This is a genomic window from Ruegeria sp. E1, from assembly GCF_056534225.1.
Genome location: NZ_JBQFPE010000009.1, coordinates 153,779 through 168,847 on the forward strand (window position 1 = coordinate 153,779; position 15,069 = coordinate 168,847).

The following is a 15,069-nucleotide window of genomic DNA, read 5'->3' on the forward strand; positions in this document are numbered from 1 at the left end:
CCGCCTGTCAAAATGTTAATTTGCCGGGATATGACAATCAGGACCGATTGATGCAGCGTTACGAATACAAAGTTGTCCCCGCCCCGCAGAAAGGCACCAAGGCCAAGGGCGTCAAGACGCCCGAGGGGCGGTTTGCCAATTCGGTTGAGCAGGTTCTGAACCAGATGGGGCAGGATGGCTGGGAATATCAGCGATCCGAATTGCTGCCCAGCGAGGAACGCACGGGGCTGACCGGCTCGGTCACGAACTGGCGCAACGTTCTGGTGTTCCGCCGTGCTTTGCAGTCCGAGGTGCCGCAGGTTCAGGAGGCGGAGCCAGAGAGGGAACCAGAGGCGGATGCCGATGATGGCACGCCAACCGCCCGCCCGGTCCCCGGCCCTGAAGAGGTTCTGCCAGAAACCCCGCCGGCACCGGTTGCGGCCCCTGCCCCGATCGCGGCAGAGGTCAAAGACCCGCCTTTGACGCTGAAAGAGGCCGAAAGCGTCGCTGAAGGTGACCCGGAAGAGCCCGGCCCCAAAACCTGAGCCCCGCCTTTGAAATGAACGGTCACGGCACTGTGGCGTGAACGTGAGCGCAAAAGCTGGCACATTCGACATGGTTCCATGTGGGAGAGTGCCATGTCGATTTCTCGTCGCGGATTTACTGCTTTGTTGGGCGCGGGCATCGGGTTTCCGGGCGGTTTGTGGGCGCAGGAAGATCCTGTTCTTGAGGCGCTCAGATCCACGATATACGGCAGCCGTTCCGAGTTCGATGACGGCATGGCCTTTTTGCGCCAGCGCGGCAAACCGGATGTGGTTCCGGCCCTTCTGACGGCCATGCGCTATGCAAGGCGCCGGGACCGGCAGATTGCCGACGTCATGGATTCACTGACGGGCGCGCGGCTGGGCGCGGACTGGTTCGAGTGGATGCTGTGGCAAGAGAAGAACGCCCAGATCGTGCCGCATCCGTCCCTGATCCCGTTCAAGCGTGAAGTGTTGTTGGGGATCGACGACAATTTTGACCTGTTTTTGCGGCCCGAATATCTGCAGCGCGACAAGATGAAAATCCGGCTGGAGGAGATCAGCTGGGGCGGCGTGGTCAAGGACGGCATTCCGTCGCTGGACAATCCGAAGCTGATTTCGGTCGCGCAGGCGGATTACATGAAGGACGACGATCTGGTGTTCGGCGTCGAGATCAATGGCGATGTTCGGGCCTATCCCCTGCGCATCATGGGCTGGCACGAGATGTTCAACGAGGTGATTGGCGGCGTGCCGGTTGCTTTGGCGTATTGCACCCTATGCGGGTCGGGGATCTTGTTTGAAACGCAAGTGCCGGGGCGAAACAAACCGTTTGTCTTTGGCTCATCCGGGTTCCTGTATCGGTCGAACAAGCTGATGTTTGACCGTGAGACGCATTCGCTGTGGAACCAGTATACCGGCAAGCCGGTGGTCGGGCCGCTGGTGAACAGCGGGATCGAGCTGAAACAGCGCCCGGTGGTGATCACGCGGTGGGATAGCTGGAAAACCGCGCATCCGGACACAAAGGTGTTGTCGCTGAACACCGGCCATCGCCGGAACTATGGATCGGGCGTTGTGTATCGCGAGTATTTCGCCTCGCCCGAGTTGATGTTCCCGGCGCTGGTGGATCAGCGGCAGCATCGGCAGAAGGATTATGTGTTTGCCGTGCGCCAGTTCGGGGCGGCGCGGGCGTGGCCGTTGCAGGCGTTCAAAGGCAAGCCGGTGATCAATGATGCCATTGGCGGGCGGGCCTTGATGCTGATGGGTGACCCGGACAAACGCAGCGTGCGCGCTTATGAGCGTGGCTCGCATCAGTTCCGCGCCACCACGGATGGCGGATTGCTGGACGAGGCGGGCAACCGCTGGCGTGTCACCGAAGAGGCTCTGATCGCACCGGACGGCGCGGAATTGCCGCGCGTGGCGGGGCATATCTCGTACTGGTTTGCCTGGGACAATTATCTGGGCGATGCGGCCAGCGTTTACGGCGGCTAGTCAGGAATGTTCCTCGGCCGCTGTGGCGGCCAGCGCGCGGTTATACGCCTTGAGCGCGTCGATGTGATAAAGCGCGCCGACGGGGTTTTCGCATCCGTCCTTGTCGATGATCACAACGGGGATGCAGGGGATTTCATCCCGGTCGAAATAGGGCATTGCGGCCTCAAGGGTGGCACTGGCTTTGACGCAGAGGCCCTGATCGATCAGGGCCAGCGCCTCGTCCCGTGTGATCGAGCGTGCGTTGCCAAGGGGGCGCATGACCGCGCCCGCGCGCAGCATCGCCAACAGGTAAGCCTGTGGCCCGGCGGCCAGATGCACGTTGCGGCGTTCAAGCTGTGTCAGGAAGAAAGACCGGTCCACAAGGCGCGAGGCCAACGCGGTGGACATGGAAACCGAGACCATAACGGCAAGGCCGATCTGCCAATCTCCGGTCAGTTCAAAGACGATCAGCGTTGTGGAAATCGGCGCGCCCAGCACCGCCGCTGCAACCGCGCCCATCCCGGCAAAAGCATAAAGCGTGTGGGTGCCGGACACATCCGGCAGAAGCCCGGTGGCAATCAGACCAAAAGCCAGCCCGGTCAGCGCCCCGATCATCAGTGAAGGCGAAAACACCCCGCCCCCCATGCGCCCGCCCATTGTGATGGCCACTGCGGCGGTTTTGACCACGGCAAACAGGATTGCCGTGGTGAGCACGAGATCTCCGGTCAGGGCGCGTATTGTGGTTTCATAGCCGACACCGATGATATGCGGAAACCAGATCGCAATCAGGCCCAGCAGCGCCCCCGAGACGGCGGGCCGCAGCCAGCGCGGCAGAGACAGGCGATTCTGGACATGGGTGCCGATATCCTCGGCAAAAAAGATCGAGCGCATCAGCACCAGAGACACCAGCCCGCAGATCAGACCTAGGATCAGGAAGGCGGGCAATTCGACGTAGAATTGCAGCGATCCCGGTGTGTCCAGCGTGAATTCGGTGACATCGCCATATTCCAGCCGGTTGATCACTGTCCCCGCGACCGAGGCGATGACGATGGGGGCAAAGGCGTGCACTGCGAAATGGCGCAGCACGACCTCGAGCGCGAACAGGGCCCCGGCGATAGGAGCGTTGAAGCTGGCCGAGACGGCGGCGGCCACGGCGCAGCCCAGCAGGTCGCGCCCGGTGATGCCATCGGCGTGGATGTGATTGCTGACCCATGTGGAAATCACGCCTGCCATATGCACCACCGGCCCTTCGCGGCCTGTGGACCCGCCGGAACTGAGGGTGATGAGCGAGGCAAAGAACGAAGCGATCCCGGCCTTGGATTCCACCCGGCCATTGGTGACGGCGGCCCCTTCGATCACGTCCGCAACGGATCGCACGCGCCCGTCATCGGTGAATTTATGCAGGATGATCCCGACAATCAGCCCGCCGATGATGGGGGTGATCAGGATCACGATCCACGGCAGCTTTTCCGCGTGGGTATGCAGCAGCAGGATATCTTCGGTCGCATAGATATAAGCCTGCAGGCCCGCGATCGCCTTGCGGAAGGCCAGCGCCATGAACCCGGCGGCAATTCCGATCAGCAGGGCGATGAACCAGAACTGGATCTGACTGGGGCCGCGCCGCCGCATCACCCGCCAGGCATCCTTGAGAGCGGCCAGAGCCTGATTGAGCTGGTTGCGCAAAACGGTGCGGGTTGATTGGGTCATTGGCCCTCGGGGATCACATCATATCCCTTAGTAAGCCACGGAGCGGTCTGATAAAAGTGGGATCGCGACGGATTGGGGGGCCGAATGCGGCAGAAGGGGCTCAGGCCTGCAAAAGGGCACGGGCGGCGGCGCGGGCCTGATCCGTGATGGTGTCGCCTGCGACCATGCGGGCGATTTCATCGACGCGGTCGGGTTCGGCCAGCGGGATGACGGTGGACAGGGTCTGATCGCCCGTCACCCGTTTCTGCACCCGCCAGTGATGTGCGGCGCGGGCGGCGACCTGCGGGGAATGTGTGACCACCAGCACCTGCCCGCCCTGCGCCAGCGACGCCAGACGGCGGCCAACCGCATCGGCGGTTGCCCCGCCGACGCCCCGGTCAATCTCGTCAAAGATCATGGTGCGGGCGCTGTCGTCGCCGGTCAGGCAGACCTTGAGGGCCAGAAGAAAGCGACTGAGTTCGCCGCCCGAGGCGATCTTGTTCAGCGGGCCAGAGGGCGCGCCGGGGTTGGTGGCGACGGTGAAGGCCACCGCGTCGGTGCCTTCGGGGCCGGGATCAGCGGGGATGATTTCGGTTTGAAACACGGCGCGTTCCATTTTCAGGGGCGCGAGTTCTGCCATGACCGCTTGGTCCAGCGCGCTGGCCGCTGTTTGGCGCGCGGCGCTGAGGGCGCTAGCCGCTTTGTCATAGGCGGCCTGCGCTGCGTCGACGGCGGCGCGTTTGTCGCTGAGGTCGGCGTCGCCAGCATCCAGCCGGTTCAGGCGGTCGCGCAAGGTGTCGGCAAACGTGCCCAGATCGTCGGGGGCAACGTCGTGTTTGCGGGCCAGTGCGCGGATGGCGAACAGGCGTTCCTCGGCCTGTTCCAGTTCCGCCGGATTGAAGTCGAGCGCCTGCAGGCAGGTGTTGACGCCGTCCTGCGCCTCGCCCAATTCGATCAGGGCGCGGCCCAGGGCAGCAATCGGTTCCTCAAGCTGACCGCTGGCATTGTCCGAGACGCCTTCGAGCCAGCGCACGGCATCGGCCATCGCGCCTTCGGCCCCGTCACCGCCCAGCAGGGCATAGGCGCGGGCCACGTCGTCGCGGATACGCTCGGCCCCCTGCATCATGCGGCGGCGGGCATCCAGGTCGGCATCCTCGCCCGGTTGCGGGTCCAGCTGGTCGAGTTCGCCCACCGAATGGCGCAGGAATTCTTCTTCGGCGCGCATGGTAGCCAGCATGGCCTCGGTCTCGGCCAGTGCCTTGCGTGCGCGGGACATGTCGGACCAAGCGGTGCGGACGGTGGTCAGATGGTCCCCTGCCCCGGCATAAGCGTCCAGCATGGCGCGGTGGCCGCGCGGGTTCAGCAGGCCGCGATCATCGTGCTGGCCGTGCAGTTCGATCAGGGTTTCCGACAGCGAGCGCAGCACTTCGCCGGAACAGCGGCGGTCATTGACCCATGCGGTCTTGCGCCCCTCGGCGGTGTTGATGCGTCGCAGGATCAGGTCTTCGCCACCGGGCAGACCAGCCTCGGCCAGAACGGAATGGGCGGGGTGGTTTTCGGGCAGTTCGAACTCGGCCACAACTTCGCCCTGCGCGGCGCCCTGACGGACCAGTTCGGCGCGTCCGCGCCAGCCCAGCACAAAGCCCAGCGAATCCAGCAGGATCGACTTGCCCGCGCCGGTTTCGCCGGTCAACGCGTTCAAACCCGGTTGAAACGTCAGTTCCAGCCGGTCGATGATCAGCATGTCGCGGATATCAAGGGCGCGCAGCATCGGGTCTTTAGCGTCCCTCGGCCTCAGCCATGGCAGTTACAACCACTCACCCTTGATGGTCTGGCGGTAGATCTGGCTGAGCCAGTTGTTGCCACGGCTCTTGAGGTCAAGCCCGCGTGATGTCAGCAGCTTGTAGCCTGCATCATACCATTCAGACGACTGATAGTTGTACCCAAGGATGGCCCCGGCAGACTGCGCTTCGTCAATCAGACCCAGCGACAGATACGCCTCGATCAGACGATAGAGCGCCTCGGCGGTGTGGGATGTGGTCTGGAAATCTTCGACCACGACGCGAAAGCGGTTGATGGCCGCGGTGTAATGATCCTGACGCAGGTAATAACGCCCGATCTCCATTTCCTTGCCCGCCAGATGGTCGAAGGCCAGATCGAATTTCAGCACGGCCGAGGTAGCGTATTCACTGTCGGGATAGACCTCGATCACGGTACGCAGGGATTGCAGCGCCTGAAAGGTCAGGCCCTGATCACGTCCGACCTCGTCAATCTGGTCGTAATAGCTGAGCGCCAGTAGATACTGGGCATAGGCCGCGTCTTCATCCGTTGGATAGAAGTCGATATAGCGCTGCGCGGCGGCGCGGCTTTCTTCGTAATTCTTGTCGGTATGGAACGAGAACGCCTGCATGATCAGGGCGCGTTTGGCCCAGTCGGAATAGGGATAAAGGCGTTCAACCTCGGAGAAATACCACGCGGCATCGTCCGAGCGATTCTGCGACAGTTCGAATTCGCCGCGCGTGTAGATCTGTTCGGGCGTATAGCCTTCCAGATTCTGCGAACGGTCCGCGCCTTTCTTGCCGAAAAGGCCCCCTGCGTTGCCACATGCCGTCAAAACTGCTGCCAGAAGAATCGCGCCTGCGAACCTGACTGCCGCCTTGCTGCCAACCATACCGCACATCCTTGTCGTCATACTCTGCGGGGATCACCCTGCACCGGCCATGGTCTAGCACATAAAATTCCGGTGCAAAACGCCTTATGCGCCCTCTGTCGGAAATGTCGTCAGAGTTGATCGGGTCAGGCGACCTGCGGAATTTCGCTGCGCACAAGGCCCTGCCCCGGCAGGCGCGCGGCCTGTTCCGGCGTGCACAGAACGGGGCGCACGGCACCCGGCGTTTCGAACAGTTTGCGCAGCAGGGTGTTGGTCATCGAATGGCCCGACTTGTCACCGGTGAAGTGACCCAGAATCGGACCGCCTGCCAGATAGAGGTCACCCAGCGCATCCAGCATCTTGTGGCGCACCGCCTCATCCGCGTGGCGGAAGCCACCGGGGGTGAGAACCTCGGAGCCCTGAACAACAACGGCGTTTTCCAGGGTACCGCCAAGGGCCAATCCGGCCTCCCACATGGCTTCGACGTCGGTGCGGCGGCAGAAGGTGCGGCTGTCGCACAGCTCGCGCGCGAAGGATCCGTTGCACATGTCCAGAACCTTGGTCTGGTCGCCGATGGCGTCGTCTTCGAAATCGATGTGGAATTCGATCTTGAGCCCATCCGCAGGCGCGATCGAGGCGCTGGCGCCTTCGCGGGAAACCGAAACCTCTTTCAGTACCTCATAGGCCAGAACCGGGCTGGCCTGACGGCGCACGCCCTTGGCCATGATGCCACGCACGAATTCAACGGACGAGCCGTCCATGATCGGAATCTCGGGACCATCGATTTCAATCAGCGCATTGTGAATGCCGCAGCCTGCGATGGCGGCCATGATATGCTCGACAGTAGAAACGGAGACGCCTGCGTCGTTGATCAGACGGGTGCACAGCGGGGTGCGTTCAACCACGTCATAGATAGCCGGGATCAGTGCATTGCCCAATTCGATATCGGTCCGCTTGAACCAGATCCCGTGGCCCGCCGCAGCAGGTTTCAGAACCATGGTTGCGGGCTTGCCACCGTGCAGCCCGGTGCCTGTGAATGTGACCGAAGATTTGAGCGTATGTTGCAAATCGAACCTCAGCGAGCGGTGTCCAGCCTGAGTGCGGCTGTGTTGGACATTCAACTAAGGAAGCGGGCGCTTTGGCTCAACTCACTCTTTGCAACTGATTGAAACATGAATGTGACAGATCGGCAAAACCCTGCTTACAGCCGGTTTAGCGATTGTTTTCAAACAAAAAAGAGCCGCCAGATGGCGGCCCTTTGTCTTGATTTTGTTACCGCCATCAATTGGCTTGACGCCTCAGGAAGGCGGGAATTTCGATACGGTCCTGATCCGGATCGGCCTCTTCATGGGCAGGTGCCGTAGCGTCAGAGGCGCGCATTGCGGGCTGCTGGCGCTGTGGCTGCGCGGGCGTATCCGCCGCATGGCCGGTCATCCGGTCGATCAGCCGGTTAAAGCCGAAACGCGGGCGATCCTCGGCCGCGGGCTGCGGTTGCGGGGCTGGTTCGCGGGGCGTGTCCTGCACCCGCGAGACATGCATCCGCTGGCTGTTCGAGGGCACTTTCTGAACCGCAGCCTGCAGCCGCTGCATCGCCTCGGGCGACGGTGTGCCGGGGGCCGGGGCACGCGATGTGGTATAGGAGTCTGCCGGTTCTTCCTGTTCAGGCTGCGGCTCGAACTGGGCAACTTGCGGCTGATAGGCGGGCGGCGGCAGGCCATCGTCATCCTGCGCGGCGGGCTCTTCGTGCCAGCCTTCCTTCAGCTCTACATCCTCGATCGATTCAAACAGGGTGGGGGCGATGTTTGTGTCGTCCGCAGCGGGGGCCTCGTCCGCGGCGACCTGTTCGGGGGCCGGTTCTTCCGCCGAAACGGTGCGGGTCAGCGGTGCCGACATGGAACGGCGTGCAACCGGGGCATCCTCGGTCTTTTCGGTGGCGTCGATGCCGGTGGCCACGACGGACACGCGCATACCGCCTTCCATATCGGTGTCGAGGGTCGAGCCGACGATGATGTTCGCCTCGGGGTCAACCTCTTCGCGGATACGGTTGGCCGCCTCGTCCAATTCGAACAGGGTCAGGTCATGCGAACCGGTGATGTTGATCAGCACACCCTTGGCACCCTTGAGGCTGATTTCGTCCAGCAGCGGGTTGGCGATGGCTTTCTCAGCCGCCTGAATGGCGCGGTCTTCGCCGGTGGCTTCGCCGGTGCCCATCATGGCCTTGCCCATTTCGTCCATCACGGCGCGGACATCGGCAAAGTCGAGGTTGATCAGGCCCGGACGCACCATCAGGTCAGTCACGCCCTTGACGCCCTGATAGAGCACGTCGTCGGCCATCGAGAACGCCTCGGTAAACGTGGTTTTTTCGTTGGCCAGACGGAACAGGTTCTGGTTCGGGATTATGATCAGCGTGTCGACGACCTTTTGCAGGGCATCAACGCCATCTTCGGCCTGACGCATCCGCTTGGCCCCTTCGAACTGGAAGGGTTTGGTAACGACGCCAACGGTCAGCACGCCCAGTTCCCGTGCGGCTTGCGCGATGATCGGAGCAGCCCCGGTGCCGGTGCCGCCGCCCATGCCGGCGGTGATAAAGCACATATGCGCGCCTGCCAGATGGTCGACAATCTGTTCGATGCTTTCTTCGGCAGCCGCTGCACCTACGGTCGGGCGTGCCCCTGCACCCAGACCTTCGGTCACTTTGACGCCCAGCTGAACCCGCGCGGACGAGCTGCTTTGCTGCAGCGCCTGCGCGTCGGTGTTCGCAACCACGAACTCAACCCCGTCCAGTTGTTTTGCAATCATGTTGTCGACAGCGTTTCCGCCCGCGCCGCCGACGCCAAATACCGTAATCCGTGGCTTTAATTCATCATGCCCGGGCATCGAAAGATTCAATGTCATGCTCTGTCCGCCTGTTTTATATGTTGCCGCGCAATGCGGTGTTTTTCTGACCTATCCACGGATTATTTTACTGTGTCATTTCGGAAACGTCACCAGAAAAATCGCAAGAATCCACAAAATATGGAGGAAATATGGCAGCAAACAGCGGTATTTCGCTGCCATCGCCATATGTTGCGGCAGAAGGCTCATGCGGCACTACGCGCCAAAAGAGCGCGTCCTTGCAAACGGGACGCGTTAACCGGTTGATCACTTGTTCTTGACGCGGGAAAACTGCTCGGGTCCTGCCGCTGGGCCTCTGCCGGGCCTTGTGGATAGTTTTAGGGATAAATCCCCTGCACGCAACCCAAATTTCTAGCTTATTGGGGCGCCCGGACAGTTCAGGCTGTCTTTGGTGATGCTGCGGACCTCTTGCGTTTCGCTGCGGGTGAATCGGGCCAGCCGCACCATCAGGCGGTCATTGTGCAGGAAGGGCCACCAGCAGACCGGCAGCCCATCTGGCGCGTCGTCATAGAGGAAACATATCTGACCATTGTGCGTGGTGATCCGACCATAGACGCAGCCCCGCCCCTCCATCCGCCAGACCGAGAGGGTGGGGCTGAGGAATTGTTCGGTGCCGACCAGCATACCGCTGCGGATTTCGTGGAAGGTGATGGTTTTGCCGACCACGGCCTCCAGAAACGCGTCCGGAGAAATCAGGGTTTGCGCCGGAGCCATGACGGGCCAGAGGGCCGCGCAAAAGGCGATCCGGCGCAGGGCTTTACCAATTGTCACGGAACCAGCGCACGGCGCGTTTGAAGGGCCGCGCCGAATAGGTATCGACCGGAATTTCGAAATCCCACCATTCATCCTGCGGATGCGCCGCGAACAGGCTGAGGCCCACGGCGGACGAAAAGCCCGGGCCGGTGGCGGATTGCGGCAGGCCGTGCACACGCAGCGGACGGCCAAGGCGCACGCGCTGGCCCAGAATGCGGGTGGCGAGACCATCGAGCCCCATGATCTGACTGCCGCCGCCGGTCAACACGATCTGCTGGCTGGGCAGGTGGTCAAAGCCTGCAGCATCCAGACGGGTGCGGACCTCTTCGAGGATTTCCTCGACGCGCGGACGCATGATGCCGATCAATTCGGCGCGGCTGACGGTGCGGCGGTCGTGTTCCCAATCGCCGGTGTCGCCACCAATGTCGATCAGGTCGCGGTCGTCGGCCCCGGTGGCGTGGACGCCGCCGTTGAAGGTCTTGATCCGTTCAGCCACGGCTGCGGGAACGCCAAGGCCCATGGAAATGTCTGCCGTCACATGGTCGCCGCCCATCTTGACGCAATCGGCGTAGATCATGTGTTTCTTCATGAAGATCGACACGCTGGTGGTGCCGCCGCCCATATCGATACAGGCCGCACCCAGTTCCTGTTCATCCTCGACCAGCGCCGAGATGCCGGAGACATAGGCCGAGTTGGCGATGCCTGCCAATTCAAGGTCGCACCGCTTGATGCAACGCACGATGTTCTGGATTGCCACGGCATCGACCGTCAGCATGTGCATATCGACGGCGAGGCTTTGCCCCAACTGCCCGCGCGGATCGATCAGGCCCGAGCGGTTGTCCAGCGCAAAGTTCACCGGTTGCGCGTGCAGCACCTCGCGCCCTGCGCCATAGTCCGGCACGTCGCAGGCGTTCAGAACGCGGCCGACCTCGGCCTCGGTCACAAGCTGGCCCTCCAGATCGACCTGCGCGTCCAGACCGTAAGAGCGTGGGTTGGCACCCGAGAAACAGGCGATGACGTGATCGACGCGAATGTCGGCCATCTTTTGCGCCGCCTGCAGCGCGGTGCGAATGGCGCGTTCGGTTTCCTGCATCGCGGTGACTTCGCCAAACTGCACCCCGCGCGAGCGGGTGGTGGCCGCGCCAATCACGCGGAAGCCGGTTTGCCCAGCCATCGAGCCGATCGAGTTATCCTCGGACAGGCGACCGGTGCCGTCAAAGCGCAGGACGAGGCAGGCGATCTTGGAACTGCCTACATCGAGAATGGCGACAACGCCCCGTTGCATGGCCTGTCTGCGCATTTGCCGCATGGCGCGTTGGGACTGATACAGATCGGTCATCATGGTCTTACTGCCCGTCACTTGTTGTAACTTTTGTGTTCCACCAGATGTCGCTGGCGGTTTTGTTCATTCTCACTGTGGGTCGCTGGCCGAGGCGCATATCCACTGCCGCCACGTCGCGTTCCAGCAGGTCTTGCACCTCATTCACCGCCAGCACGCGTTCCAGTGCGCGCACTGGGCGTTCGGTCGGCAACATGATGCGCTGGTTGCGGTCCAGCACCAGATCCCAGCGCCGTTCACCGACACGGACCAGGCCGCGCACCCGGTTGCCAAGGCTGCGGGCGGTGGTCAGGATTTCCAGCGCTTCGGGGACGTGTTGATGCGCGCCCTTGCCCGCGATCAGCGGCAGATCGGCGTGGTCGGCGCGGGCGGCAATCTGGTCCACATGTGCGCCGGTTTCGTCCAGCAACTCGATGCCGTCGCGGTTGCGCCAGACAATAACGGGCTGACGTTCAACAACATCCACCTGCAGGATGCCACCCGGACGAATGCGCACGGTGGCGGATTTGACCGGGTCCAGGCCGGTGATCGTGTCGCGGATCAGTTCCACATCCAGATCCCACGAGCTAAGCGGGAAATCCAGAGGCACAACTTCGCGGATATCCTCGGACAGGGTGGTGCCTGCGCCGTCGATGGCCATCAGGTTGACCATGAATTCGGGCCGTTCCTGAATCGAGGTCTTGATACCGGCGACATAGGCGCTGACGGCCTCGCGCCGGTCTTCCGAGGCGAAATAGCCGCCCACCGCACCGACAACCGCAAGGATCGGCAGGCCGATCTTGAGCCCGCGCCGGATACCGGGGGTGAGCATCCAGCGTTGAAAGCGATAGCTGAGGCGCGAGGGCGCTGGATCGGCCCCCTGCGTGCGGCCAAACAGGCGCGTACCGCGAAGGCGCAGTTTGGGTTCGGGTTTGGTTTCAGGGCGCGGGGCAGAGGCGAAATCGGCATCCGGCCCGGCAAGGGGTTTGGTCCGGTGGATCACCGGCGCACGGGTGGCGGTCAGCGGTCGCATGAGGCGTCCTCCACCATCCAGGCGCAAAGCTGGCCGAAGGTCATGCCGCAATGTTCGGCCTGTTCGGGCACCAGCGAGGTCGGGGTCATGCCCGGTTGGGTGTTGGTCTCCAGCAGGAACAGACCATCTGCGCCCATACTGTCATCCCAGCGATAGTCGGTGCGGGTCACACCCCGACAGCCCAGCGCATTATGGGCCTTCACCGCATACTCCATGCAGCGGTCAAAGATATCCTGCGGGATGTCGGCAGGCAGCACATGCCACGAGCCGCCGGGCTTGTACTTGGCGTCATAGTCGTACCAGCCGCCATCGGTCATGATCTCGGTCACGGTCAGGGCGCGGTCGCCCATCACGGTCACGGTCAGTTCGCGGCCTGCGACGTATTTCTCGACCATGATGTGTTCGGGCATATCCTCGTCCAGTTGAGGCGGACCGTTGGCGTTTTCGTGGACGATGTAGATGCCGACGCTGGAGCCTTCGTTGTTGGGCTTGGCCACGTAGGGCGGTTCCATCACGTGCACCTCGATCACCTCGATCTTGGGCACGATGACGCTGGGCACGATGGGCAGGCCCTCGGTCTGGTAGATTTCCTTGCTGCGCTGCTTGTCCATCGCAAGGGCCGAGGACAGAACGCCGGAATGTGTGTATGGGATGCGCATCCATTCCAGCAGACCCTGCACACAGCCATCCTCGCCCCAGCGGCCATGCAGGGCGTTGAAGACCACATCCGGTTTGATGTCCAAAAGGCGCGCATAGAGGTCGGGACCTGCGTCCAGCTCGACCACTTCAAAGCCTTCTCCCCTAAGGGCGGCTGCGCATTCGCGCCCAGAGCTGAGAGACACCTCGCGTTCCGCCGAGGGGCCGCCCATCAATACCGCCACTTTGGGGTTTGTCCTGCTCGACATACCCAATGTGCGCCTCAATGTCCCCGGACCTTATGTGGTGGTCCGTACTGCGTTTATGCCTTTGATCCGTCGCCGTTAATTGCCTGATTATGGTCTGACGGTTGGGGCTTTATTATTCCAGCGGATCACCGATCCGCATGATTTCCCATTCTAGCGTGATGCCACTTGTTTCGTAAACCTTTTTTCTGACCTCTTCGCCCAGACCTTCGAGGTCTGCGGCGGTGGCGTCGCCGGTGTTGATCAGGAAATTCGAGTGCTTGGGGCTCATCTGCGCGCCGCCAAGCGTGGCACCGCGCATTCCGGCGTCGTCGATCACCTTCCACGCCTTGAGGTCATGGACGTCATCCGCCTTGCCGGTCGAGGAGAACCCGGCGGGGTTGCGGAAGGTCGAACCGGCGCTGCGATCTTTGGTGGGCTGGGTCTCGTCGCGTTTTTTGAGCTGCGCTTCCATGCGGGCGTGTAGCGCGGCGGGGTCACCTTTGGGGCCTTGGAACGTGGCCGAGATAAGCACCGCGCCCTCAGCCAGGTCGGACTGGCGATAGCGGAAGTTGAGGTCTTGGGGTGAGAGGTCTTTGATCTCTCCGCCTCGTGTGACGATTGTGGCCTTTTGCAGAACGTCTGCGGTGTAGCTGCCGTAGCAGCCTGCGTTCATTCGCACCGCGCCGCCGATGGAGCCGGGGATGGTGCGCAGGAAGGTCAGATCAACGCCTGCATCCGCGGCTTTGCGCGCCACATGCGCGTCCAGCGCGGCGGCCCCGGCGGTGACGGTGGTGCCGTCGATCGAGATCGTGTTGAACCCGCGCCCCAACCGGATCACCACCGCGCGCAGCCCTCCGTCGCGGACGATCAGGTTCGATCCGACGCCCATGGGGAAAACCGGGGTATCTGAGGGCAGATCGCGCAGGAAGGATTGCAGGTCTTGCGCATCGGCGGGTTGGAACAGGTAATCCGCCGGACCGCCCACACGCAGCCATGTGAGGTCGTTGAGCGGGCGCGCCCTGGTCAGGCGGCCCCTGACAGTGGGCAGGGTGCTCATTCGCCTGCCCTTGCCGCCAGACCCCGCCCGCCGACGCCGCCCATGATGGCAGCAAAAAGGAAGGGCAGGACCGCGCCGGTCAGCCAGACGAAGGGGCCAAAGGCCCGTTCTTCTTCGCCGGTTCCGACACCTGCCAGCATCACGATCAGCACCAGCGCGGCGACCGAGGTCAGCCCGATCAGCCACAGCAGACCCCGAAGCCCGATCCAGCGTCCGGCAACAAAGCCCGCAAGCGCCCCGAACACGAGGGAGATCAGCGGCAGATAGGCAAAGGTTGCGATGTCGACCATGGGGGGCCTCCTGAGACTGGCCGTTACTTTCTGGCCGCCTTCATGCCCTGCATTTTCGCCTTTGTCCAACGGGTCAGATAAATCACGGGCCAGCGCAGGACGGACATGCCTGCTGCCAGCACGATCAGGCCGATCCACGGCCCGTTTTCGTAGGTGACATAGCCCAGTATCGGCACGCCTGCGGCGATCAGGATATAGGCGCGGGTCCAGTGGTTGTCTTTGCTGGGGATCATCGCCAGCACGTTGGCGACCAGACCCCAGAGACCGGCAAGCGCGATGGACCAGCTCATTCCGGCACCTCGCGGCCCGTCCATTTGCGCCAGTAATAGCGGATGGGATTGCGGTACATCGAGACAAAGCCAGCGAGTGCCAGCAGACCGATGAACCAGCCATAGTCATAGCCGAGAAACACGATCAGCGCAGGGGCACTGATGAATAGCACGATGCCGGGCGGGAATTGCAGGCGCATGGGCAGCATCGCCACCACGGTCGAGGCCAGAACCCAGAGGCAGGCCAGTATGAGCGACAGCGCCACC

General features: G+C 62.5%; 15 protein-coding genes. 2 read left to right on the plus strand and 13 right to left on the minus strand.

What is annotated here, in order from left to right:
- Positions 1–50 precede the first annotated feature (50 nt).
- Both ACR0FG_RS13340 and ACR0FG_RS13345 read left to right on the plus strand, forming a co-directional pair.
- The gene (locus ACR0FG_RS13340) at positions 51–524 is read left to right on the plus strand and encodes a DUF4177 domain-containing protein (protein ID WP_480893482.1); all 474 of its coding nucleotides are present in this window, start codon (positions 51–53) and stop codon (positions 522–524) included.
- A gap of 93 nt (positions 525–617) precedes the next feature.
- Positions 618–1,988, plus strand: a complete 1,371-nt coding sequence (locus ACR0FG_RS13345; protein WP_480893483.1) for a DUF3179 domain-containing protein — start codon at positions 618–620, stop codon at positions 1,986–1,988.
- Here ACR0FG_RS13345 and ACR0FG_RS13350 read toward each other — a convergent pair whose 3' ends face one another.
- From ACR0FG_RS13350 to ACR0FG_RS13410, 13 genes are all read right to left on the minus strand, one after another.
- Complete coding sequence (locus ACR0FG_RS13350; protein WP_480893484.1) at positions 1,989–3,674, minus strand: chloride channel protein; 1,686 nt, start codon at positions 3,672–3,674, stop codon at positions 1,989–1,991.
- A 100-nt stretch (positions 3,675–3,774) separates the two neighbouring features.
- Entirely contained in the window at positions 3,775–5,424 is a 1,650-nt protein-coding gene (gene recN / locus ACR0FG_RS13355) for a DNA repair protein RecN (RefSeq protein WP_480893485.1), read from the minus strand.
- A 36-nt stretch (positions 5,425–5,460) separates the two neighbouring features.
- Complete coding sequence (locus ACR0FG_RS13360; protein WP_170710218.1) at positions 5,461–6,324, minus strand: outer membrane protein assembly factor BamD; 864 nt, start codon at positions 6,322–6,324, stop codon at positions 5,461–5,463.
- A gap of 125 nt (positions 6,325–6,449) precedes the next feature.
- The gene (gene lpxC, locus ACR0FG_RS13365; protein ID WP_480893486.1) at positions 6,450–7,370 is read right to left on the minus strand and encodes a UDP-3-O-acyl-N-acetylglucosamine deacetylase; all 921 of its coding nucleotides are present in this window, start codon (positions 7,368–7,370) and stop codon (positions 6,450–6,452) included.
- Positions 7,371–7,584: 214 nt separating this feature from the next.
- Positions 7,585–9,198, minus strand: a complete 1,614-nt coding sequence (gene ftsZ, locus ACR0FG_RS13370; protein WP_480893487.1) for a cell division protein FtsZ — start codon at positions 9,196–9,198, stop codon at positions 7,585–7,587.
- A gap of 351 nt (positions 9,199–9,549) precedes the next feature.
- The gene (locus ACR0FG_RS13375; RefSeq protein ID WP_480893488.1) at positions 9,550–9,969 is read right to left on the minus strand and encodes a hypothetical protein; all 420 of its coding nucleotides are present in this window, start codon (positions 9,967–9,969) and stop codon (positions 9,550–9,552) included.
- Entirely contained in the window at positions 9,956–11,290 is a 1,335-nt protein-coding gene (gene ftsA / locus ACR0FG_RS13380) for a cell division protein FtsA (RefSeq protein ID WP_480893510.1), read from the minus strand. The genes ACR0FG_RS13375 and ftsA overlap by 14 nt, the downstream gene beginning before the upstream one ends.
- 7 nt (positions 11,291–11,297) lie before the next feature.
- Entirely contained in the window at positions 11,298–12,302 is a 1,005-nt protein-coding gene (locus ACR0FG_RS13385; protein WP_480893489.1) for a cell division protein FtsQ/DivIB, read from the minus strand.
- Positions 12,290–13,207 (minus strand): D-alanine--D-alanine ligase, encoded by a 918-nt coding sequence (locus ACR0FG_RS13390; protein WP_480893490.1) that lies wholly within the window; start codon positions 13,205–13,207, stop codon positions 12,290–12,292. The genes ACR0FG_RS13385 and ACR0FG_RS13390 overlap by 13 nt, the downstream gene beginning before the upstream one ends.
- Before the next feature lie 112 nt (positions 13,208–13,319).
- The gene (gene murB / locus ACR0FG_RS13395; RefSeq protein WP_480893491.1) at positions 13,320–14,243 is read right to left on the minus strand and encodes a UDP-N-acetylmuramate dehydrogenase; all 924 of its coding nucleotides are present in this window, start codon (positions 14,241–14,243) and stop codon (positions 13,320–13,322) included.
- Positions 14,240–14,533, minus strand: a complete 294-nt coding sequence (locus tag ACR0FG_RS13400; protein WP_170710224.1) for a hypothetical protein — start codon at positions 14,531–14,533, stop codon at positions 14,240–14,242. The genes murB and ACR0FG_RS13400 overlap by 4 nt, the downstream gene beginning before the upstream one ends.
- Positions 14,534–14,556: 23 nt before the next feature.
- Positions 14,557–14,823, minus strand: coding sequence for a DUF2484 family protein (locus tag ACR0FG_RS13405; protein ID WP_170710225.1), 267 nt, complete (start codon positions 14,821–14,823; stop codon positions 14,557–14,559).
- Complete coding sequence (locus ACR0FG_RS13410) at positions 14,820–15,068, minus strand: DUF2484 family protein (protein ID WP_170710226.1); 249 nt, start codon at positions 15,066–15,068, stop codon at positions 14,820–14,822. Before ACR0FG_RS13410 ends, ACR0FG_RS13405 begins: the two co-directional genes overlap by 4 nt.
- Position 15,069: the final 1 nt, after the last annotated feature.